The 23,377-nt window shown below is 62.2% G+C and carries 13 protein-coding genes, 2 tRNA genes and 3 rRNA genes; 13 read left to right on the top strand and 5 right to left on the bottom strand.

Going from position 1 to position 23,377, the window contains the following annotated elements:
• Positions 1 to 8: 8 nt before the first annotated feature.
• The 3 genes from NFG58_RS01510 to NFG58_RS01520 all read left to right on the top strand — a co-directional run bounded on the left by NFG58_RS01510 (position 9) and on the right by NFG58_RS01520 (position 3,325).
• Complete coding sequence (locus NFG58_RS01510; RefSeq protein WP_045992230.1) at positions 9 to 1,349, top strand: sodium-dependent transporter; 1,341 nt, start codon at positions 9 to 11, stop codon at positions 1,347 to 1,349.
• Positions 1,350 to 1,390: 41 nt separating this feature from the next.
• A complete protein-coding gene (locus NFG58_RS01515; protein ID WP_348827456.1) occupies positions 1,391 to 1,975 on the top strand; it encodes a gamma carbonic anhydrase family protein in 585 nt (194 codons plus the stop codon).
• Positions 1,976 to 2,641: 666 nt separating this feature from the next.
• Positions 2,642 to 3,325, top strand: a complete 684-nt coding sequence (locus tag NFG58_RS01520; protein WP_045992228.1) for a metal-dependent hydrolase — start codon at positions 2,642 to 2,644, stop codon at positions 3,323 to 3,325.
• On the opposite strand, the gene NFG58_RS01525 is transcribed toward NFG58_RS01520, so the two are convergent.
• From NFG58_RS01525 to NFG58_RS01535, 3 genes are read right to left on the bottom strand one after another with little or no spacing between them, the layout of a single operon-like run.
• Positions 3,289 to 4,677, bottom strand: a complete 1,389-nt coding sequence (locus NFG58_RS01525) for a sigma-54 dependent transcriptional regulator (RefSeq protein WP_213227304.1) — start codon at positions 4,675 to 4,677, stop codon at positions 3,289 to 3,291. The two genes, NFG58_RS01520 and NFG58_RS01525, sit on opposite strands and share 37 nt — an antisense overlap.
• A complete protein-coding gene (locus NFG58_RS01530) occupies positions 4,674 to 6,569 on the bottom strand; it encodes an ATP-binding protein (protein WP_348827457.1) in 1,896 nt (631 codons plus the stop codon). The genes NFG58_RS01525 and NFG58_RS01530 overlap by 4 nt, the downstream gene beginning before the upstream one ends.
• Positions 6,570 to 6,572: 3 nt before the next feature.
• A complete protein-coding gene (locus NFG58_RS01535) occupies positions 6,573 to 7,349 on the bottom strand; it encodes a GntR family transcriptional regulator (protein WP_045992225.1) in 777 nt (258 codons plus the stop codon).
• 428 nt (positions 7,350 to 7,777) lie between these two features.
• Here NFG58_RS01535 and NFG58_RS01540 point away from each other — a divergent pair, with 428 nt between their 5' ends.
• The 10 genes from NFG58_RS01540 to rrf all read left to right on the top strand — a co-directional run bounded on the left by NFG58_RS01540 (position 7,778) and on the right by rrf (position 21,600).
• Positions 7,778 to 8,533: a (Fe-S)-binding protein gene (locus NFG58_RS01540; RefSeq protein WP_045992224.1), complete on the top strand. Its 756-nt coding sequence runs from the start codon at positions 7,778 to 7,780 to the stop codon at positions 8,531 to 8,533.
• The gene (locus NFG58_RS01545; RefSeq protein ID WP_108449987.1) at positions 8,530 to 9,960 is read left to right on the top strand and encodes a LutB/LldF family L-lactate oxidation iron-sulfur protein; all 1,431 of its coding nucleotides are present in this window, start codon (positions 8,530 to 8,532) and stop codon (positions 9,958 to 9,960) included. Before NFG58_RS01540 ends, NFG58_RS01545 begins: the two co-directional genes overlap by 4 nt.
• Positions 9,957 to 10,613 carry a lactate utilization protein C gene (locus NFG58_RS01550; RefSeq protein WP_108449986.1) on the top strand — a complete coding sequence of 219 codons (657 nt, stop codon included), beginning with the start codon at positions 9,957 to 9,959 and terminating at the stop codon, positions 10,611 to 10,613. Before NFG58_RS01545 ends, NFG58_RS01550 begins: the two co-directional genes overlap by 4 nt.
• Before the next feature lie 141 nt (positions 10,614 to 10,754).
• On the top strand, positions 10,755 to 12,818 hold the full coding sequence (locus NFG58_RS01555) for a hypothetical protein (protein ID WP_124805097.1): 2,064 nt from the start codon (positions 10,755 to 10,757) through the stop codon (positions 12,816 to 12,818).
• A gap of 85 nt (positions 12,819 to 12,903) precedes the next feature.
• Positions 12,904 to 15,819 (top strand): FAD-binding and (Fe-S)-binding domain-containing protein, encoded by a 2,916-nt coding sequence (locus NFG58_RS01560; protein WP_348827458.1) that lies wholly within the window; start codon positions 12,904 to 12,906, stop codon positions 15,817 to 15,819.
• A 651-nt stretch (positions 15,820 to 16,470) separates the two neighbouring features.
• Positions 16,471 to 18,008, top strand: a 16S ribosomal RNA gene (locus NFG58_RS01565).
• A gap of 103 nt (positions 18,009 to 18,111) precedes the next feature.
• Positions 18,112 to 18,188: transfer RNA gene (locus NFG58_RS01570), tRNA-Ile, on the top strand.
• A 38-nt stretch (positions 18,189 to 18,226) separates the two neighbouring features.
• Positions 18,227 to 18,302, top strand: a tRNA-Ala gene (locus NFG58_RS01575).
• Positions 18,303 to 18,502: 200 nt separating this feature from the next.
• A 23S ribosomal RNA gene (locus tag NFG58_RS01580) occupies positions 18,503 to 21,390 on the top strand.
• A gap of 94 nt (positions 21,391 to 21,484) precedes the next feature.
• Positions 21,485 to 21,600, top strand: a 5S ribosomal RNA gene (gene rrf, locus NFG58_RS01585).
• Together the 16S, 23S and 5S rRNA genes with 2 tRNA genes alongside form the textbook arrangement of a ribosomal RNA operon.
• Before the next feature lie 288 nt (positions 21,601 to 21,888).
• On the opposite strand, the gene NFG58_RS01590 is transcribed toward rrf, so the two are convergent.
• Entirely contained in the window at positions 21,889 to 22,881 is a 993-nt protein-coding gene (locus tag NFG58_RS01590; protein ID WP_348827459.1) for a 2-hydroxyacid dehydrogenase, read from the bottom strand.
• Positions 22,882 to 22,947: 66 nt separating this feature from the next.
• A complete protein-coding gene (locus NFG58_RS01595; protein WP_213230845.1) occupies positions 22,948 to 23,352 on the bottom strand; it encodes a VOC family protein in 405 nt (134 codons plus the stop codon).
• Between the last annotated feature and the right edge of the window lie 25 nt (positions 23,353 to 23,377).

Here is a 23,377-nt window from a genome sequence, read left to right on the forward strand (position 1 = left end):
GAAAGACCATGAACCAAACGCTGGAACGCTGGAGTTCGCGCCGCGCCTTTATCCTGGCCGTGACCGGGGCCGCCGTCGGTCTTGGCAATATCTGGCGCTTCCCCTACATCACCGGGGAGAACGGGGGCGCCGCCTTCCTGCTGCTCTATGTAGGCTTCGTGGTGGTGCTGGGCCTGCCGGTGATGATGGCAGAGATCATGATCGGCCGGGCCGGTCGGCGCAGCCCGATGCAGTCGCTCGCTGAGCTTGCGCGTCAGCGCGGCACCTCGAGCCACTGGAAGTGGCTGGGGCTGTTCGGCGCCTTCACGGTGTTCTGTATCCTGTCGTTTTACTCGGTGGTGTCCGGCTGGTCCATCGACTTTATGGTCAAGGCCTTCAGTGGAGGCTTCGCTGGCCAGAGCGCGCCGCAAATCGGCGCAGGCTTCGACGCCTTCCTGGCTGACCCGCTGCGGATGACGCTCAACCATACGCTGTTTCTGGTGATGACCATGGTGGTGGTCGCCGCCGGCGTGGCCAAGGGCTTGGAGCGCCTCAATAACCTGCTGATGCCGGCGCTCTACCTGCTGCTGATCGTGCTGGCCGGCCACGCCGTGACCATGGACGGCTTCGGTCCGGCCATGGCCTGGCTGTTCACCCCGGATTTCTCGGCGCTGACGCCGATGGTGCTGGTGCACGCCATGGGACATGCCTTCTTCACCCTGGCGGTGGGGGCCTGCGCGCTGATGGCCTACGGCGCCTATATGCCCGACCACCAGAGCCTGCCTGGCGCCGCCGGCGCGGTGGCGGTGCTTGATGTGCTGGTGGCGCTGCTGGCCGGTATTGCGATCTTCTCGGTGGTGTTCACCCAGGGCATGGACCCGGGGGAGGGCCCGGGGCTGGTGTTCGTGACCCTGCCGGTGGCCTTCGCCGAGCTGCCTGGCGGGCCTTTCTGGCTGGGGCTTTTCTTCCTGCTGCTGCTGCTGGCGACCTGGACCTCGTCGATCAATCTTGCCGAGCCGATGGTCTCGACCCTGGTGGGCTGGGGGCTGTCGCGGCGCATGGCCGCCCTGGCGGTGGGCCTGTGCGTATGGTTGGTGGGACTGCTGTGCGTGCTGTCGTTCTCGAGTCTGAGCGACGTCCACCTGATCGGCGAGATGAACTTCTTCGGCGTGGTCAGCACCATTCCGCCGGAGATCTTCCTGCCGCTGGGCGGTCTGCTGATCGCCATCTTTGCCGCCTGGGTGATGCCTGAACAGGAAGCGCTGCGGGCTCTGGATGCGGGGCCCAATGGCTTTCGCGTGTGGCGCGCCGTGGTACGCTGGGTGTCGATTCCGCTGGTACTGGTGGTGCTGTTCAGCGGTCTGCTGTAGTGCCGCGACCGACCGGCGCACAACCTTCAGGAGAGACAGCGATGGCAGACAGGGTGGCAACGGAAGCGCACGATGGTACGCCGGGGTATCCGGTGATCCGTTCCTGGCAGGGCGTAAGCCCCAGGCTGGGCGCGCGGGTCTATATCGACCCCCAGTGCATGGTATTGGGTGACGTGGAGCTGGGCGACGACTGTTCGGTGTGGCCGATGGCGGTGATTCGCGGAGACATGCACCGGATTCGCATCGGCTCGCGCACCAGCGTGCAGGACGGCAGCGTGCTGCACATCACCCACGCCAGCGACTTCAATCAAGGCGGCTGGCCGCTGACCATCGGCGATGAAGTCACCATCGGCCACAAGGCGGTGCTGCATGGCTGCACCCTGGGCAATCGGATTCTGGTGGGCATGGGCGCCATCGTCATGGACGGGGCGGTGGTCGAGGACGAGGTGATCATCGCCGCCGGTGCGGTGGTGCCCCCCGGCAAGCGCCTGGAAAGCGGCCACGTCTACGCCGGCAACCCGGCCAAGGCGCTGCGCCCGCTGAAGGATGCAGAGCGCGCCTTCTTCCCCTACACCGCGGGCAACTACGTCAAGCTCAAGGATCAGTACCTGGCCTCGGCCGGATAGCCCCCGGACACAGTACCGTGTGAGTGACAGTGTTCAAATGGCCGCAACATTTTGGATGCAGCGTTCCGATCTAAAATGTTGCGTGTCATGCCGTTCCTACGCTCAAGAAATAGCTGCCGACCGAGTGCATGACAAAAATTGTCATCATTAGAAAAAAGCTAACCATCCTGTAAAGGAGGCTTTCTCGACAGCGACGAAATAATCCCAGCAGTGCAACGATAAAGCAGAGAATGGCGATTGTGCCAAATAAGTCGCTGTCAGCAAGAACGGCCAAATAGCCATCGACTCCAAAGTTTGTCACCGATCGAATTCCATAAAGTTCTGAATCCTGGATTCATAGAATAATTGCAGCACTTTGGACCACGAGGCAGAGGGCTCGTGCGCCAGTAAGTCGATGCGGAGGAGAAGCGAGGCGAATTCACCAGAGTGGAATGGCGTTTTGCCTACGCGGCGTCGCGAAGACTGGATCATGGGCACCGCTGCCGCTGCCGCTGCCGCTGCCGCTGCCGCTGCCGCTGCCGCTGCTCGTGAGGCTGAGGCTGTGAGTGCGGCAAGGTGCAAGATGCGAATTCCCCGCGTTTTACTCAACCGATTGTTTCTATTGAACTGCCGGGCGATAATCTGGTCATTTATCCAGTATATGCCTTTTCGAGGAGCCCGCCCGGCATGGCCAACTTCCGCACCCACCTCAGCGTGGCCGCCGCCGGCGGCGCGGTGCTGGCCCATGGCGGCTGGCAGGCGGGGCTGTGGTCGGCGCTCGACAGCCTGCCGATGCTGGCGCTGACGACCCTGGGCGGCATCCTCCCCGATATCGACTCCGACAGCTCCAAGGCGATCCGGCTGATCTTCAATCTGATGGCGGTGCCGGCGGTGGTGGCCGGCGCGGTGATGCTGCAGGAGCGGTTCTCCGACGGCACCTTGCTGCTGGTGTGCGGCGCCATCTATCTGGCGGTGCGCTATGTGGCCGGCGCGATCTTTGCCCGCTTCACCGTCCACCGGGGGCTTTGGCACTCGCTTCTGGCCGCGGCCATGTGCGGCCTGGCGACCGCGGCGCTCAGCCACCATCTGTTCGCACCACCGGACGCCATGGCCTGGGCCCACGGCGGCGCCCTGACCTTTGGCTTTGCCATCCATCTGTTGCTCGATGAGCTCTACAGCGTGGATCTGAACGGGGCGCGACTGAAACGTTCCTTCGGCACCGCCTTCAAACCGTTTGACTGGGGTGATCCCGGCAACTCTCTGGCGATGCTGTGCGTGACCCTGAGTCTGGCGCCCTGGCTGCCGTCCTGGGACGCGCTGCAGGGGCTGGTCGATCAGGGCGTGGCGCTGGTGTCGGGGCGCTGGCGATAGTCGTCGGGCTTGAGGGCGTGCTTCTTGAGCTTGTCGTAGAGGGTCTTGCGCGGGAGTCCCAGGTGCTCGCAGACCTCGTTGATACGGCCGTGGTGGCGGGCCAGCGACTGGCTGACCAGCTGTTTCTCGAACAGCTCCACCTGCTGGGGCAGCGGCAGCTCGCCACCGTCGCTGCCGACGCCTTCCATCAAGGCGTCGAGGCGGTAGTCGCAGGTGCTGCCGAGCAGCACGTAGCGCTCTGCCAGGTTGCGTAGTTCACGGGCGTTGCCGGGCCAGTCGTGGGCCAGCAGCGCGGTGACGCCGGCCGCGTCCAGCGGCGGCGCTTCCATGCCGCTGCGGCTGGCGGCCACCGCGGCGAAGTGGTGAAACAGCAGCGGGATGTCCTCGCGGCGCTCGCGCAGCGGTGGAATCATCAGGGTCACCACGTTGAGGCGGTAGTACAGGTCCTCGCGGAACTCGCCGGCCTCGGCGGCCGCCTTGAGGTCGATCTTGGTGGCGGCGATCACCCGAATGTCGAGTGTCACCGGGGTATTGCTGCCCAGGCGCTCGACCTGGCGCTCCTGCAGTACCCGCAGCAGCTTGACCTGCAGCGCCAGCGGCATGGACTCGATCTCGTCGAGGAAGACGGTGCCGCCGGCGGCATGCTCGAACTTGCCGATGCGCCGCTCCACCGCGCCGGTAAAGGCGCCTTTCTCGTGGCCGAACAGCTCGGATTCGATGGTGCTCTCGGGCACCGCGCCGCAGTTGATGGCGACGAAGGGCTTGCCGCCTCGGGCGCTGCGCTCGTGGATCGCGCGGGCCACCAGGTCCTTGCCGGCGCCGGTCTCGCCGAACAGCAGCACGTCGGCCTCGACCTGGCTGATGCGCTGGACCATCGACGACAGCCGCTTGATCGCCGGGGTGCGCCCTACCAGACGTGGGCCTGGCGCGGTCTGCTGGGCCTCGAGCTCGGCCTTGAGGAAGCGGTTTTCCAGGCTCAGTCGACGCTTCTCGACGCCTCGCCGCACGACCTCGCCCAGGCGTTCACCGGGAAACGGCTTCTCGAGAAAGTCCCAGGCGCCTTCCCGCATGGCCTCCACCGCTGTGGATACATCGCCATGACCGGTAATCAGTACCACCGGCAGGTCCGGGTCGCGCTGACGAATCTCTCTGAGCAGGCTCATGCCGTCCATGCCGGGCATGCGGATATCGCTGATCACCACCCCGCTGAAGTCCCGGTCCAGGGTGGCCAAGGCCTGTTCGGCGCTGGGAAAGGGCAGCGGTCGATAGCCTGCCAGTTCCAGCGTCTGGCCCAGGGTGACCCTCAGGTGCTCTTCATCGTCGATGATCATCACGGGGGCTTCGTCGGTCATGTGGCGTGGCTCTCATCGTGGGGCGGGAGGACGTGCTCGGCCTGGGGCAGCTCGATGGTAAAGCGTGCTCCGCCCAGAGGCGAGACACCGGCCTGCAGGCGGCCGCCGAGATCATCGATGATCCGTGCGGAGATGGACAGCCCGAGCCCCAGTCCGGCGCCGGGGGCCTTGGTGGTGTAGAAGGGCTCGAAGACCTGGCGGCGCTGGTCCTCGGGGACGCCGGGGCCGTTGTCGTCGACCCATAGCCTGACGCGGCCATCGGCGGCGGCCACGCCCAGTATCAGCTGTGGTGACGGCGTCTGTGCCATGGCCTGGAGCGCATTGCCGATCAGGTTGACCAGCACCTGCTCGAGTCTGACCAGGTCGGCCAGTACCCAGGGCGCTTCCTCCGGGGTGTCGAACACCACCTCGACCTGCTGCTCGCCGAGGCGTGCCTTGAACAGGCGCAGGGCGTAGTCGAGGCAGGCACGGGTCGACACCGGGCTTGGCGGCTCACCGCTCTTGCGCGAGAACTGGCGTAGCTGGGCGCTGATCTCGGCCATACGGCCGGTGAGTTCGATGATCTCGCCGAGGTTGGCGTCGACGGTGTCGTGGCGCTGTCGGGCGAGAAAGCCCCGGGCGTTCTCGGCGTAGGCGCGGATGGCCGCCAGTGGCTGATTGAGCTCGTGGTTGATGCCGGCGGCTAGCTGGCCGAGCACCGCCAGCTTGGCGGCCTGGGTCAGCTCGTCACGGGTCTGGCGCAGGGTCGCCTCGGTGCGCCGGCGCTCCTCGATCTCGTCGGATAGCCGGCGATTGGTGGCGAGCAGGTCGCGGGTCCGGCTGGCCACGTTGCGCTCGAGCTCGTCGCGGGCTTGCGCCAGGGTGGTGCGCTCACGCTCGGCAAAGGCTTCGCGCTCCCGGCGCAGCCGGTGGCGCTGCCAGCCGATGCCTCCGGCCAGTGCCAGCAGGCCGTATAGACCACCACCCATCAGCATCGCCTGCCACTGGGCCTCGATCACCGGGGCCATGGGCTTGAGGATATGCATCTGCCAGCCCAGGGTGGGAAAGTCCCGAGTGACGCCAAGGTAGTGCCCGGACGCCAACGGGCCGCTGTCGAAGCCCACCAGTCTGGCGTCGTTGGCGAGGTGATCGACGACCTCGAGGTCGCTCGGTTTCAGCGCTTCATCGGCGTAACGCCGGGAGTCGCGCAGCTCGGCCAGGCGCGGTGGCGCCAGCGGGGTGAGAGAGGTCAGGCGCAGCTCGGGTTGGCTGGCCATGAACACGATACCGTTCTGATCCACCACCAGCAGGCTGGTCCCCGGACTCTGCCAGCTCGCCTCCAGCGTATCGACGCGGACCTTGACCACCATCACCCCGGCCGGGGTGGCGTCGGGATTGACCTCGTCGAGCCAGACCGGTGCCGAGAAGTAGTAGCCGCGATCCATCGATACCACGCCGAGGCCGTGGAAGCGGCCGTAGTGCCCGGCGATGGCGTCCTGGTAGTAGGGGCGAAAACGATAGTTCTGGCCGATGAAGTTGTCGGGGCGGTGCCAGTTGCTGGCCGCCAGGGTGGTGCCCTCGGCGTCGAGCAGGTAGATGTCGGAGACGCCGGTGGTACTGCGGAAACGGTTGAGCAGTCGGTTGAGCGGCATCACGTCCTGGCCGTCCGGGGCGCTCAGGTATCGCTTGACGGTTTCCCGGGTGGCGAGCAGTTCCGGCAGGTATTCGTGGCGTGACAGGTAACCGGTCAGGCCAGTGGCGGAAAGCCTGAGTTCGGTATCGGCATCACGCTTGAGCGAGGCCAGCGCCTGTTCACGGGCCAGGGTGGCGCTCTGCCACAGCACCAGGGCGAGACCCAGCGCCAGCGCCAGCGCCAGGGTGCGGCGATTCAGCCAGCGTGACCAGCGTCGCATCGACTAGCGCGACCGGCGCGGCGGCATGACCTGGGCACGCCGCAGTGCCCGTTGCGAGCGGGTCTCGGCGCGCTCCATCTCGAGCAGACCCTCTTCGACGTAGACCAGGTGTTCGTGGGCCAGCGCCTGGGCGTCTTCGGCGCGCCCCTCGAGGATGGCGTCGAGCAGTGCCCGGTGCTGCTGCATCAGGCGGGGGCGTGCCTCCGGCTTCTCGAACAGATGGGCGAGATTGTCGACGATGCTGCGTTCCAGCAGGTGGAAGATGCCGCGAATGGTGTGCAGCAGAAGGACGTTGTGGGCGGACTCGGCGATCGCCAGGTGGAAGGCGGCGTCGGCCTTGGCCTCACCCTGGGGGTCCTCGCCGAGAAAGGACGTCTCGAGCTCTTCGAAGCGCTGAATCAACAGCGCCCTGTCGGTGGGTGTCGAGCGCAGCGCCGCATAGTAGGCTGACAGGCCTTCCATGGCGTCACGGAATTCGAGCAGGTCCAGGTGGAACTCGCCGTGGCGAGACAGCATCTCCAGCAGCGGGTCGCTGTAGCCGCTGTTGAGGGCCTCGGTGATATAGGTGCCACCGCCCTGGCGGCTGACCAGCAGGCCGCGGGCGGCCAGTTTCTGGATCGCTTCGCGCAACGACGGGCGCGAGACACCGAAGCGCTCGGCCAGTTCGCGTTCGGGGGGCAGGCGCTGGCCGGGGGTCAGGCTGCCTTCCAGAATCAGCGCCTCGAGGCGCTCGGTGATCACATCGGCCAGGCGAGGCTGGCGCACGGGCTGGTAGGCCATGGCGGTTTATCATCGACGTGGGAACGAGGCCGCCAGTGTAACGACAACCAATTGGTATTACCAATAGGAGGGATTGGTCTGTGGCCTGTGCCGATCCTCGTTCTCCCCTGATTATCAATCTGTTACGTTCAATATCAGCGAAGCATAGACCAAAGTATAGCGCAAAGTCCGGGCAAAAAACGGCGTCTGGTTTGACACTCTGGAAGAGCGAACCTACTGTGCCTAGATTCGGCGTTGTCAATTGGTTTTACCAATTTACTCCAACTCTATCCCTGGCGGTCGTTGGCAAGACCGATGATGCTCCGGGGGCCTCGGTTCCGGCGGTACAGACGAGGCGTGCAGCGGTAGCCTGCTCGCCTCTGTTGTGCCGCTATTGATACCGGGAACAACGACAACGTCCTGCCGTGCCTGACCCTGAGGACCCCGCGATGACCGCCGTCAAGCTTTATCCCCCTCGCCCCGACAAGGTCTACCTGTTCGGAACCTGTCTGATCGACATGCTCTATCCCGAGGCTGGCCTCGATGCCGTTCGGCTGCTCGAGCGGGAAGGGATCGAGGTGATCTTCCCCGACGACCAGACCTGCTGCGGCCAGCCTGCCTACACCTCGGGCTATCACACCGAGGCCAGGGCGGTGGCCAGGGCCCAGCTCGATCTGTTCCCCGAGCCCTGGCCGATCATCGTGCCGTCCGGCTCCTGCGGCGGCATGATGCGCACCCACTATCCCTCGCTGTTTGCCGGCACCCCCGAGGAGGCAAGGGCCAGGGAGGTCGCCGATCGGGTGTTCGAACTGACCGAATTCCTGGTGCACGTCTGCCACCTGACGCTTGAGGATCGAGGCGCGCCGGAGAAGGTCGCCATGCATACCTCGTGCAGCGCCCGTCGCGAAATGGGCCTCGCCGAGACCGGCCCCGCGCTGCTGGCCAAGCTCGGCCAGGTCGAGCTGGTGGAGCAGGAGCGGGCCAGCGAATGCTGTGGATTCGGCGGGACCTTTGCGGTGCGCCATCCGGAGGTGTCCGGTGCCATGGTCGAAGACAAGAGTCGTGCCATCGAAGCCGCCGGCGCCGAGCGTTTCGTGACCTCCGACTGTGGCTGTCTGATGAACATCGCCGGGCGTCTGGCCCACCGCGACAGCACGCTCGAAGGCGAGCACATCGCTTCCTATCTGTGGCGGAGGACCTCATGAGCCAGCCTGTTCAGACCTTTACCCCCCAGGCGTTCCATCGTCAGGCCCACGAGGCGCTGGAGAATCCGCAGATCCGTGCCAACTTCCGCAAGGCGATGGACGGCCTGATGGGCAAGCGGCGCAAGGCCTTCGACGACTGGGACCTGGAGACCCTGCGTGAGCTGGGGGCCAATATACGGCTACGTGCGCTGTCGAAGCTGCCCGACCTGCTGGAGCAGCTCGAGGCCAACTGCGAGGCCAATGGCATCCGCGTGCACTGGGCCGAGAATGGCGAGCAGGCCTGCGAGCTGATCACCGAGATCTGTCAGCGTCATGGCGCGTCCTCGGTGATCAAGGGCAAGTCCATGGTGTCCGAGGAAATGCACCTGAACGCCCACCTGGAGAAGGCTGGCATCGATGCCCTGGAGTCGGATCTGGGCGAGTACCTGGTGCAGCTCAACGAGCAGACGCCGTCTCATATCATCATGCCGGCGATTCACCTCAATACTGGCGAAATCTCCGACATCATGCACGAGCGCACCGGGACCGAGCGCACCACCGACGTGGACGCGATGACCGCAGCGGCCAGGGCCCAGCTGCGCGAGCGTTTCATGACGGCGGATGTCGGGGTGTCCGGGGTCAATTTCGCGGTGGCCGAGACCGGTACCCTGTGCCTGGTGGAGAACGAGGGCAACGGGCGCCTGACCACCACCGCGCCGCCGGTGCACATCGCCGTGACCGGCATCGAGAAGGTGGTCGAGCACCTGGCCGACGTGCCGCCGCTCTACGCCCTGCTGACGCGCTCTGCCACCGGCCAGCACGTGACCACCTACTTCAACATGATCAGCTCGCCACGCAAGGCCGACGAACACGACGGTCCCGAAGAGGTGCATCTGGTGCTGGTCGACAGCGGTCGCTCGCGGGTCTACCAGGACGATGAACTGCTCGACACCCTGCGCTGCATCCGTTGCGGCGCTTGCATGAACCACTGCCCGGTGTACACCCGGGTCGGCGGTCACACCTACGGCACCACCTACCCGGGGCCGATCGGCGCCATCCTGATGCCGCACCTCATGGGGCTTGAAGCGACCAAGGATCTACCGTCGGCGTCGAGCCTGTGCGGCGCCTGCGGTGAGGTGTGCCCGGTCAAGATCCCGATTCCGGACCTGCTGGTGCGTCTGCGGCGTGAGGCCGTGGGCGACGGCGTCGGCAATGTGCCCGGTGCCGGGGTCAAGCGCTCGCGCAAGGAGGTCGCCGCATGGAAGAGCTGGCAGTGGCTGGCTACCCATCCCGGAGCCTGGCGAGGCGCTACCCTGGTCGCCGGCAGCTTCCGTGCGCTGGCGCCGTCCCACCTGGGGCCCTGGACGCAGTACCGCAGCGCCCCGAAGCCGGCCAAGACGTCACTTCACACGCTGATCAAGCGTCATCGCAAGGAGAAGGGCGAATGAGTGCCAGAGACAACATTCTGGGTCGCCTGCGCGATCGCCAGGGCGGACCGCTGTCGGCCCCCGACAGCGACTTCGGCGTGGTCACCGGGCGCCAGTGGTCGCGCCACGAACGACTCGAGCGCTTCGAGCACTGGATCTCCTCGGTGCATGGCGAGGTGATTCACTGTGACTCTGCCGGCTGGACCGAGACCCTCGCCAGGGTGCTGGCGGACAAAGGCGTCAAGCGCCTGGCGCTGGGCCGGGAGCATCCGGTAGCGCAGCAGGCCCGTGAGGCCCTGGCGGATCATGAGGTCGAGCTGGTCGACGCCGACCGTGACATCGAGGGCTGGAAGCGTGAGCTGTTCGACGGCGTCGAGGCTGGCCTTACGTCCACCCGTGGCGCCATCGCCGAGACCGGCAGTCTGTGGCTGTGGCCGACCCCGGATGAACCGCGTCTGCTGAGCCTGGTGCCGCCTTTGCATATCGCCGTGCTCGATGCCGACAGCGTCGAAGACACCTTCTTCGATGTCGTCACCGGGCAAGGCTGGGCGAGCGCCATGCCGACCAATGCGCTGCTGATCTCGGGGCCGAGCAAGACCTCGGATATCGAGCAGACGCTGGCTTACGGCGTACACGGTCCAAGAGAACTGGTGGTCATCCTGCGCGACGCCTGATTCACCGTGCTCGCGTGCGACACCTGCGACATCGGAGTGGTTTGCGTCCTGACGCGCGTCATCCAAGTTGGCTATAGTGTGCGTTCCCGACGATGTTCTGTTGTCGGCGCAGGAAGCGAAATTCAACTGATGGAGGCAGGCATGTCCAAGCAGCAGTGTCCGGGGTCGAAACGCCCACTTTGCAAGGCCATTTCCCCTTTGCTGGTGATCAGCGGGGTGTCCATGGCGGTCTTGCTGAGCGGATGCCAGGACGACGGCGGTAGCCAGGGCGGGCGGTTTGTCGAGGCGCCGGATGTTGCGCTGGGCGAAGCGATTGAGGGCGAACTGACCTCGCAAAGCGGGATCAACCTCAAGGATGGCTCGCGCCACGACCGTCGCTGGGTCTGCGGCGAGGCCGAATCTGGTGTGCTGTACCAGCTCGATTCACCCTTTGCCGCCAGCCTCTCGGTGTATTCCGAAGACGGCAAGTGGCAGGGAGGTGCGAGCAGCACCCAGGAGGCGCCGGCATCGCTGTTGCTGTCTTCCGCCGAGGGGTGCTCGCTGGTGGTCGTCAGCAGCGACGACATGGCAGGCTTCGGCCCCTACTCGCTGAAGCCGACTGAGGCCCAGGCGTCCGAGACGCTGGGCGACGATCAGGACGTCGTCGGGGCGCTGGGAGGCGAGGCGGCGAGCTACAGCTTCTCGCTGGAGCAGGCTCGCCAGGTCTCTCTGGTGCTTGCCGGGGCGTCTGACGCATCGCTGGTGCTCAGTGGCAATGGTGTCGAGCATAAGGCCGCGCGCTGCGGTGATGACCAGCAGACCCTGAAGGCGTTCCTCGATCCTGGTGACTATGAGGTGCGTGTGACGCCTGGTCAGCCGGTCAAGGAACGCGTGGACGTGGAATGCCAGGATGACTTCGTCAGCGTCGGTGACGGCTATCGTCTGTCGATGCAGCAAGCCGATCTTTCCAGCGGCGAGCGTAATGCCGGACCGCTGCGCGCCGGTGACAGCATCACCGGTACCCTGGCCGACGCCTCCTCCAGCAACACCTACAGCCTCAAGATCGACGAGCCCACCAGCGTCAATCTGGCGCTCGCCTCCAGCGATTTCGACACCGTGCTGCGGGTACGCGGCGGCCAGACCAATATCGAGGTCGATGATTCGGGCAGCGGTACCGACTCTCATCTCGACAGCGTACTGATGCCGGGCGACTACCGGGTGGTGGTCAGCGGCTACGGGGGCGAGTCCGGCGGCTATTCGCTGGAGCTTTCGACCTCGCCCTTCGACGGCGAGTTGAAGAACGAAGGGGCCATCGAGCCAGGTGAGTCTGTGCAGGGCATGGCCGGCGGGTTTCAACCCAATGCCTACACACTGGACATCGAGCAGCCCTCCGAGGTGACGATTGCACTGTCGTCCTCTGCCTTCGACACCCAGCTCTATCTTGAGGGCAACGGTGTGTCGCTCAGCGACGATGACGGCGGCGGTGGTACCAATTCGCGGCTGAGCGAGGTGCTCGAGCCCGGTAGCTATCGCATCGAGGTGGCGAGCTACTCGGGTGTCGCTTCCGGCATGTTCCGGTTGGAGACCGACGTCACTGCCTTCGATGGCGAAATGCGCAACAGCGGTGAGCTGCAGCAGGGAGACACGGTGCGCGGCATGGTGGGGGCCAGCGGTGTCAATCAATACAGCTTCACCCTGGAAGACGCCGCAGAGGTGACCCTGGAGATGAACTCCAGCGCCTTCGACGCCATGCTTGGCCTGCGCGGCGAAGGAATCGACACCAGCGATGACGATGGTGGCTCGGGTACCAATTCGCGTATCAGCGCGATCCTCGAGGCTGGTACCTACAGTGTCGATGCGCGAAGCTTCAGTGGCTCCGGCACCTACTCGCTGAGCCTGTCGCAGACGCCCTTCAGCGGCGAACTGCGCTCCGAGGGTGAGATTCGCACCGGCGAGACCCTTTACGGTCAACTCGATGCCAGCGGCAGGCTCAACTACCAGCTGGTGGTCGAAGAGGCTGGCGTCATCAGCATCGAGACTCAGTCCGACGCCGTGGATACGCTGTTGGAGCTCGAGGGTGAGGGCGTGTTCTTCCAGGACGACGACGGTGGCAGTACCCAACTCGGGTCGCTGATCGAAACCCGTCTGGAGCCAGGTGTCTATGACGTTACCGTCAGCGGCTATGGCGGGGGCGGCGGCATCGTCCAGATCGACGTCAGGGGCTAACCCCTAGCGCCAAACGCCACTCTTCGGAGTGGCGTTTTAGTATCTGAACGGCTGCAATAGCGAATAATCAGACAGGGAGCGCACCATGACGGCCATCACCACCACCAAGCCCAGCATTTCCATCGACGAGTTGACGGCGATGCTGACCGAACGCCTGCCCACCGAGCGATTGGTCCAGGATCCGCTGCGCCGGCTGGCCTACGGTACCGATGCCAGCTTCTATCGGCTGGTGCCGAGCCTGGTGGTGAGGCCGGAGACCGAACAGGAGCTTGTCGAAGTCATTGGCGCCTGCCGCGAGGGCAACTGGCCGATGACCTTCCGCGCCGCAGGTACCTCGCTGTCCGGTCAGGCCATCACCGATGGGGTGCTGATTCAGCTGGGACGTGGCTGGCGCGATGCTCGTGTGCTCGATGACGGTGCCAGAATTGACCTGCAGCCAGGCGTTATCGGCGCCAGGGCCAACGAGCTGCTGGCGCCCTTTGGGCGCAAGATCGGGCCGGACCCGGCGTCCATCGCCAGTTGCATGATCGGCGGCATCGCCGCCAACAATGCATCGGGCATGTGCTGTGGCACCGCCCAGAATACTTATCGGACCCTGGACAGCCTGCGCATGGTGCTGCTCGATGGCACGGTACTGGATACCGCCGATGCCGATAGCGTGGCAGCCTTTCGTCAAAGCCATGCGGCCCTGCTCGATGGGCTGGAGCGACTGTCGACCAATGTGCGCACCGATCTCGAGCTGGCCAAGCGCATTCGCCACAAGTATCGCCTGAAAAACACCACCGGCTACGCTCTCAACAGCCTGGTGGATTTCCGTGACGGTGTGGACATCCTGGCCCACCTGATGATCGGCTCCGAGGGTACCCTGGGCTGTATCACGCGGATTACCTATCAGTCGGTGCCGGAGCCGCCACGCAAGGCCGCCGCCCTGATCTTCTTCCCGGATCTCGGCAGCGCCTGCCGTGCCACCATCGCCTTGCGTGGCACCGGCGTGGCGGCGGTGGAACTGATGGATCGTGCGGGGCTGCGTTCGGTGGAGCGGCAGCCGGGCATGCCGGAGCAGCTGCGTGAGCTACCGGACGGCGCCACGGCATTGCTGGTGGATGTCCGCGAGGAGGATGGGCCTCGGCTGGAGGCGCGTATCGAGGAGGTCGGCCAGGCGCTGGAAGGCATCACCACCCTCGAGCCCATCGCCTTCACCGAAGACCCGGTCAGCTACGCGCTCTACTGGAAAGTACGCAAGGGACTGTTCCCCGCCGTCGGTGCTGTGCGTGATCTCGGAACTACCGTGGTGATCGAGGACGTGGCCTTTCCCATCGAACGGCTGGAGGAGGGTGTCGCCGCCCTGACCGAGGCGTTCAAGCGCCATGGCTACGACGACGCCCTGCTGTTTGGTCACGCCCTGGAAGGCAATCTGCACTTCGTCTTCCCTCAGGGCTTTGAGCGTCCGGGGGAGAAGGAGCGCTACCAGGCGCTGATGGCAGATGTCGCCCAGTTGGTAGCCGTGGACTTCGGTGGCTCGCTCAAGGCCGAGCACGGCACCGGCCGCAATATGGCACCCTTTGTGGAGCTGGAGTGGGGCGAAGAGGCCTATGCTCTGATGTGGCAGATCAAGGCGTTGTTCGATCCGGGCCATCTGCTCAACCCCGATGTGATGCTGACGCGCAACCCGACGCTGCACCTCGAAAATCTGAAGCCATTGCCTGAGGCCGACCCCATCGTCGATCGCTGCATCGAGTGTGGCTTCTGCGAAGCCGTGTGTCCTTCACGCGAGCTGACGCTGACGCCTCGCCAGCGCATCGTGCTGACCCGCGAGCGAGCTCGCCTGGCAGCCCTGGATGAGTTGAGCGATGAAGAGCGAGAGCGTCGCGATGCCTTCGAGCAGAGTGCGCTTTACGATATCGATGTCACCTGCGCCGCCGATGGCATGTGCGGGACGCGCTGCCCGGTCGGTATCAATACCGGCGAGATGGTGCTCGCCATGCGCCAGGAACGTCATGTCGGCAAGCAGGAATTGGCAAGGCGAATCGGGCGTCACTTCTCCGGGGCTACCAAGATTGCCCGGGGCGGCCTGCGCGCGGCCAGCCTGGGGCGTGGGATCATCGGCGACGCTTTGATGGCCCGAGCCAGTCAGGGTGTTCACAAGGCCAGCGGCAAGCGTGTCCCACAGTGGATACCGGCGATACCTGCCGCCGCCCCGATTCGGGTGCTAAAGTCGTCGCGGCCATCGGCGGGCGCATCGTCCCCCGAGGGGCCGCGCGATTCGGTGGTGTACTTCCCTTCCTGCGCCACTCGGGTGTTTGGCGCCGACAAGCGGGACGACTCGGCGCGTCCGGTGATGGAGATCGTACTGAGTCTGCTCGACAGAGCCGGGTATGACGTCATCATTCCCGAAATGCCAGGCCACCTGTGTTGCGGGATGGCGTTTTCCTCTAAAGGGATGGATAACGAGGCGACGCACAAGGCGCGCGAACTCAACCGGGAGTTGCTGGTCGCGAGCCAGAACGGTCGTTTCCCGGTGCTGTTCGATACCAGTCCTTGCAGCTTGCAGGTCGAGGGGCATCTGGATGAGCGCTTGAAGGTGCAGGAGCCGGTGGCCTTCGCCCATGACCACCTGTTGCCGCGCCTGGAGGTGACGCCGCTGGACTGCAAGGTGGCGGTGCACGTGACCTGCTCCAGCCATCGCAAGGGGCTGACCGACTCCTTCGTGGAGCTAGCGCGTGCGTGTGCCAGGGAGGTGGTGGTGCCGGATGGTATCAGTTGCTGCGGATTTGCCGGCGACAAGGGCTTGCGCGTACCGGAACTGACGGCTTCATCGCTGCGCGATCTGTCGGGGCAGGTGGCGGGCTGTGACTTTGGTGTCTCCAATTCGAGAACCTGCGAGATGGGCATGACCCAGCACTCCGGTCTTACCTATCACTCCATACTGGAGTTGCTGGACCGCGCGAGTCAGCCGACTGCTCAAGGGGGCGTATCGGAAGAGCGCACCGTCTCGCTGTAAGGCCCTGCTCCAGGTCGCGACTGAAGCCTGAACCGCTGTCGATGACGCCCCGAAGACAGCTCGATGAACTTTTTTGCATAAGGGTATTGCCAAGGGCGGAGGGGATGCGTAAAGTACGCATCCGCTGCCGGCGACGAGCAAACGTCACAGGCGGTTAAGGGTGGTAAAAGTGATTGTTTTGAAAAGGCTTTTTCAAGTCTTCGAAAAATTCTCCACTTGACGGGCAGCGGGAAATCGGTAGAATGCTCGCCACTCGATCGGAGTCGCCAGGACGGCATCGCAGGATGCGCGTCAGGCTCGCTTCGCTTTCTCTTGGGTTCTGCAGGCGTCGCTTGCACGGCGAAAAAAGAAAGCCTTGACGAAGCGCTTCGATTCTGTAGAATACGCCTTCCTCGCAGGGCGCTGTGACAAGCCTTAGGGCTGTGGCGCAGCAAAGCGAGGCGCTCTTCCGGCCGGGTGCCGCAAGAGCAGCTCTTTAAGCTCTCTATAGAGCCCAGAGCACGCTCTTTAATAATTTGATCAGGTAATTCATGTGGGCGCTTGCCGATGAGTCAGTGACACTGTCACTGAAATATCAAGGCAAGCGACTCGTCAAACGAGACGTTTGAACCTTGAGCCAAGTTTGGTCCGCTTAACGGACTATCAGACTTTAAACTGAAGAGTTTGATCATGGCTCAGATTGAACGCTGGCGGCAGGCCTAACACATGCAAGTCGAGCGGAAACGATCCTAGCTTGCTAGGAGGCGTCGAGCGGCGGACGGGTGAGTAATGCATAGGAATCTGCCCGGTAGTGGGGGATAACCTGGGGAAACCCAGGCTAATACCGCATACGCCCTACGGGGGAAAGCAGGGGATCTTCGGACCTTGCGCTATCGGATGAGCCTATGTCGGATTAGCTAGTTGGTGAGGTAACGGCTCACCAAGGCTGCGATCCGTAGCTGGTCTGAGAGGATGATCAGCCACATCGGGACTGAGACACGGCCCGAACTCCTACGGGAGGCAGCAGTGGGGAATATTGGACAATGGGCGAAAGCCTGATCCAGCCATGCCGCGTGTGTGAAGAAGGCCTTCGGGTTGTAAAGCACTTTCAGTGAGGAAGAAAGCCTTGAGGTTAATACCCTCGAGGGAGGACATCACTCACAGAAGAAGCACCGGCTAACTCCGTGCCAGCAGCCGCGGTAATACGGAGGGTGCGAGCGTTAATCGGAATTACTGGGCGTAAAGCGCGCGTAGGCGGCTTGATAAGCCGGTTGTGAAAGCCCCGGGCTCAACCTGGGAACGGCATCCGGAACTGTCAGGCTAGAGTGCAGGAGAGGAAGGTAGAATTCCCGGTGTAGCGGTGAAATGCGTAGAGATCGGGAGGAATACCAGTGGCGAAGGCGGCCTTCTGGACTGACACTGACGCTGAGGTGCGAAAGCGTGGGTAGCAAACAGGATTAGATACCCTGGTAGTCCACGCCGTAAACGATGTCGACTAGCCGTTGGGCTCCTTGAGAGCTTTGTGGCGCAGTTAACGCGATAAGTCGACCGCCTGGGGAGTACGGCCGCAAGGTTAAAACTCAAATGAATTGACGGGGGCCCGCACAAGCGGTGGAGCATGTGGTTTAATTCGATGCAACGCGAAGAACCTTACCTACCCTTGACATCGAGAGAACTTTCCAGAGATGGATTGGTGCCTTCGGGAGCTCTCAGACAGGTGCTGCATGGCTGTCGTCAGCTCGTGTTGTGAAATGTTGGGTTAAGTCCCGTAACGAGCGCAACCCTTGTCCCTATTTGCCAGCGATTCGGTCGGGAACTCTAGGGAGACTGCCGGTGACAAACCGGAGGAAGGTGGGGACGACGTCAAGTCATCATGGCCCTTACGGGTAGGGCTACACACGTGCTACAATGGCCGGTACAATGGGTTGCGAATCCGCGAGGTGGAGCTAATCCCATAAAGCCGGTCTCAGTCCGGATCGGAGTCTGCAACTCGACTCCGTGAAGTCGGAATCGCTAGTAATCGTGAATCAGAATGTCACGGTGAATACGTTCCCGGGCCTTGTACACACCGCCCGTCACACCATGGGAGTGGACTGCACCAGAAGTGGTTAGCCTAACTTCGGAGGGCGATCACCACGGTGTGGTTCATGACTGGGGTGAAGTCGTAACAAGGTAGCCGTAGGGGAACCTGCGGCTGGATCACCTCCTTAAACGACACGTCATCTGACTGTCGGTAAGTGCTCACAATGAATTACCTGATCAAGCAAGAGCAGTGACTGTTTGGGTTAAATGCTAAGACCCAGCGTGACAAATGGGTCTGTAGCTCAGTTGGTTAGAGCGCACCCCTGATAAGGGTGAGGTCGGCAGTTCAAATCTGCCCAGACCCACCATTTCTCAGCTGGTTCTGGTCAACAACCCAAAGCGATATGGGGCCTTAGCTCAGCTGGGAGAGCGCAACACTGGCAGTGTTGAGGTCAGCGGTTCGATCCCGCTAGGCTCCACCATTTCTTCGGTCTCAAGTAAACAGTCGTCAAGTTCTAAGCAAGATACTTGTTCGCCATCAGGCGGTATCAAGTCTCTCGCTTAGAGCTTTTGCTCTAACGCTCTTTAACAATGTATATCATGCTGACAAAGTAAGATACGTTTCAAGCGTATCCGGCAATTGTCGTGACATCATCGATTGACAGACCCTTTGGGGTTATATGGTCAAGCGATGAAGCGCATACGGTGGATGCCTAGGCAGTCAGAGGCGATGAAAGACGTGGAAGCCTGCGATAAGGTTCGGCGAGGTGGCAAACGACCTGCGACCCGGACATCTCTGAATGGGGAAACCCACCCAAGGTAACTTGGGTATCTCATGTTGAATATATAGACATGAGAGGCGAACCGGGGGAACTGAAACATCTAAGTACCCCGAGGAAAAGAAATCAACCGAGATTCCCCTAGTAGCGGCGAGCGAACGGGGACCAGCCCTTAAGCAACACAACTGGTAGGTGAACAGATTGGGAAATCTGGCCATAGTGGGTGATAGCCCCGTAACCGAAACCTGAGTGTTGTGAAATCGAGTAGGTCGAGGCACGTGAAACCTTGACTGAAGACGGGGGGACCATCCTCCAAGGCTAAATACTCCTGACTGACCGATAGTGAACCAGTACCGTGAGGGAAAGGCGAAAAGAACCCCGGAGAGGGGAGTGAAATAGATCCTGAAACCGTATGCGTACAAGCAGTGGGAGCCAACTTGTTTGGTGACCGCGTACCTTTTGTATAATGGGTCAGCGACTTATTTTCAGTGGCGAGCTTAACCGTATAGGGGAGGCGTAGAGAAATCGAGTCTTAACTGGGCGACCAGTCGCTGGAAATAGACCCGAAACCGGGCGATCTATCCATGAGCAGGTTGAAGGTTGAGTAACATCAACTGGAGGACCGAACCAGGATCTGTTGAAAAAGATTTGGATGACTTGTGGATCGGAGTGAAAGGCTAATCAAGCCCGGAGATAGCTGGTTCTCCTCGAAAGCTATTTAGGTAGCGCCTCACGTATCACCGCCGGGGGTAGAGCACTGTTTCGGCTAGGGGGTCATCCCGACTTACCAACCCGAGGCAAACTCCGAATACCGGTGAGTGCAAGCGTGGGAGACACACAGCGGGTGCTAACGTCCGTTGTGAAAAGGGAAACAACCCAGACCGTCAGCTAAGGTCCCGAAATCCTGGTTAAGTGGGAAACGATGTGGGAAGGCTTAGACAGCTAGGAGGTTGGCTTAGAAGCAGCCATCCTTTAAAGAAAGCGTAATAGCTCACTAGTCGAGTCGGCCTGCGCGGAAGATGTAACGGGGCTCAAACCAGGTACCGAAGCTACGGGTTCGCCGAATGGCGAGCGGTAGAGGAGCGTCGTGTAAGCCGATGAAGGTGTGTTGAGAAGCATGCTGGAGGTATCACGAGTGCGAATGCTGACATGAGTAACGACAAGGGGAGTGAAAAACTCCCCCGCCGGAAGACCAAGGGTTTCTGTTCGACGCTAATCGGAGCAGAGTGAGTCGGCCCCTAAGGCGAGGCCGAAAGGCGTAGTCGATGGGAAACGGGTCAATATTCCCGTACCTCACAGTATTGCGATGGGGGGACGAAGAAGGCTAGGTGAGCCAGGCGTTGGTTGTCCTGGTGAAAGCCGGTAGGCTGAGGATTCAGGTAAATCCGGATCCTTAAGGCCGAGAGGCGAGACGAACTGACTACGGTCAGGAAGTCATCGATGCCACGCTTCCAGGAAAAGCCTCTAAGCTTCAGATACTGTGAGACCGTACCCCAAACCGACACAGGTGGTCAGGTAGAGAATACCAAGGCGCTTGAGAGAACTCGGGTGAAGGAACTAGGCAAAATGGTGCCGTAACTTCGGGAGAAGGCACGCCGCATTAGGGTGAAGGTCCTCGCGACCGGAGCCTGACGCGGTCGAAGATACCAGGTGGCTGCAACTGTTTATTAAAAACACAGCACTCTGCAAACGCGCAAGCGGACGTATAGGGTGTGACGCCTGCCCGGTGCCGGAAGGTTAAGTGATGGTGTTAGCTCACGCGAAGCTCCTGATCGAAGCCCCGGTAAACGGCGGCCGTAACTATAACGGTCCTAAGGTAGCGAAATTCCTTGTCGGGTAAGTTCCGACCTGCACGAATGGCGTAATGATGGCCACGCTGTCTCCACCCGAGACTCAGTGAAATTGAAATCGCAGTGAAGATGCTGTGTACCCGCGGCTAGACGGAAAGACCCCGTGAACCTTTACTACAGCTTCACACTGGACGCTGATGTTGCTTGTGTAGGATAGCTGGGAGGCTTTGAAACCCTGTCGCCAGATGGGGTGGAGCCAACCTTGAAATACCAGCCTGGCATCATTGGCGTTCTAACTCAGGACCGTAATCCGGTTCGAGGACCGTGTGTGGTGGGTAGTTTGACTGGGGCGGTCTCCTCCCAAAGAGTAACGGAGGAGCACGAAGGTACCCTCAGCACGGTTGGAAATCGTGCAGTGAGTGCAAGAGCATAAGGGTGCTTAACTGCGAGACAGACACGTCGAGCAGATACGAAAGTAGGTTCTAGTGATCCGGTGGTTCTGTATGGAAGGGCCATCGCTCAACGGATAAAAGGTACTCCGGGGATAACAGGCTGATACCGCCCAAGAGTTCACATCGACGGCGGTGTTTGGCACCTCGATGTCGGCTCATCACATCCTGGGGCTGAAGTCGGTCCCAAGGGTATGGCTGTTCGCCATTTAAAGTGGTACGCGAGCTGGGTTTAGAACGTCGTGAGACAGTTCGGTCCCTATCTGCCGTGGGCGTTGGAGATTTGAGAAGCGCTGCTCCTAGTACGAGAGGACCGGAGTGGACGTACCTCTGGTGTTCCGGTTGTCACGCCAGTGGCATTGCCGGGTAGCTATGTACGGACGGGATAACCGCTGAAAGCATCTAAGCGGGAAGCCCCCTTCAAGATGAGATCTCCCTGAGGCCTTGAGCCTCCTAAAGGACCCAGCAAGACCAGCTGGTTGATAGGCCGGGTGTGGAAGCGCTGCAAGGCGTTGAGCTAACCGGTACTAATGGTCCGTGAGGCTTGACCATATAACACCCAAAGGGTTTTGGTCGATGATGTCTCGAATTAATTGACGGATACGATGAAACGTATCGTCAGCATGATATACATTGCCTTTTTCCGCCTGACGACCATAGCGAGTGGGAACCACCTGATCCCTTGCCGAACTCAGAAGTGAAACCGCTCAGCGCCGATGGTAGTGTGGGGTCTCCCCATGCGAGAGTAGGTCATCGTCAGGCATTTATTCAGAAGAAGCCCAATTCCGAGAGGAGTTGGGCTTTTTCGCATGCATGGGGAAGACCCCTCTCTTTATATGTGGGGCCGCGCCGATAACCCCCTCGGCGCGGTCCGGCCGCTCGCAAGCTCGCGTCGTTCGTCCCCCCTTGCAGCTTCGCTGCAAACCCTGGGGTGACTCACCCCCATGCGAGCGACCTTGCTGTCTACGTGTCATCGTCAGGTATTTATTCAAAAGAAGGCCCAACTCCAAGAGGAGTCGGGCTTCTTTTGTTCAGGGCAGCGTCGACTCTCTAGAGCTGACAGTGCTGATCGAGAGAACGCCCCTCCTCGAAGGTGGTGAGGCTTTCCAGCGTGGTCGATGCGATCTCACTCAGGGCTTCCCGGGTGAAGAAGCCCTGGTGGCCGGTGACGACGACATTGGGGAAGCTGATAAGGCGGGCAAAGACGTCGTCCAGCGGGATGTCGTCGCTGCGGTCCTCGAAGAACATGCCGGCTTCCTGCTCGTAGACGTCGAGACCCAGGTAGCCGAGCTTGCGACGTTTGAGGGCCTCGATGCAGGCGCGGGTGTCGACCAGGGCGCCGCGGCTTGTGTTGATCAGCATCACCCCGTCCTTCATTCGGGAAAAGGCCGACTCGTCGATCAGGTGGTGGGTGTCTGGGGTGAGCGGACAGTGCAGCGAGATGATGTCGCTGTGTGCCAGCAATTCATCGAACTCGACCTGCGCGATGTCGGCTTGGTTGGGGATGCGGATGGGGGCTGGGTCGGTGACCAGCACGCGGCAGCCAAAGCCGCTCAGGATACCCGCCAGGGAGCGGCCGATCTGGCCGAAGCCGACGATACCGACGGTCTTGCCGGCGAGGTTGAAGCCGAGCAGGCCATTGAGGTCGAAGTTATCCTCACGCACCCGGTTGTAGGCCTTGTGGATCTTGCGGCTGAGCGTGAGCATCAGGGCGACACAGTGCTCGGCAACGGCGTCGGGGCTGTAGGACGGTACGCGACACACCTGGATGTTGAGCCGGCGAGCGGCGTCGAGGTCAACGTTATTGAAACCTGCACACCTGAGCGCGACCAGGCGTACCCCTACCACTGCCAGACGCTCGAGCACGGTGCGATCGAGCTCATCGTTGACGAATACGCACACTGCATCGAGTCCCTGACAGAGGGTCACGGTGCGGGCGCTGAGGCGTTGCTCGAAGTGCACGATACTCAGTTGAGGATGATGCTCATCGGAAAAGAAGGGGCGTTCGTAGGGCTGAGAGCTGAAGAAGCCTACCTTGAGCATGGTGCTTGCCTCGCGGGTCAGGGACAGTGGCGGAATCGGCTGAAGCGCTGTGTGGTTGTGGTGACGTCAGGCTTGCGTCTCGTAGAGTTCGATAGGCGTTCCGTCAGGATCGGCGAAGAAGGTGAAGCGGGCACCGGTGAACTCGTCGACTCGGATAGGTTCGGGTCGCGCGCCACGCCGCTTCAGCAACGCGACGCTGGCGTCCAGGTCTGATGTTGCCAGGGCAAGGTGACGAAGACCGCAGGCCTCGGGATAGCTTGGCCGAGGCGGCGGAGAGGGAAAGGAGAACAGCTCGAGCTGGATGCCTCCAGGCAGGGCCAGGTCCAGCTTGTAGCTGTCACGCTCGTGGCGGTAGGCCTCGTTGAGGATGCGGGCGTCGAGCACCTCAATATAGAAGCGCCGGGCGCGTTCGTAGTCGGCGGTGATCAGGGCGACGTGGTGCACTCCGGTCAACGGCAGACGCTCACTCATGGGGGCCTCTTGCAAAGAAGGGGCG

It is taken from the genome of Halomonas sp. RT37 (assembly GCF_040070525.1).
Lineage (GTDB): Bacteria > Pseudomonadota > Gammaproteobacteria > Pseudomonadales > Halomonadaceae > Halomonas > Halomonas litopenaei.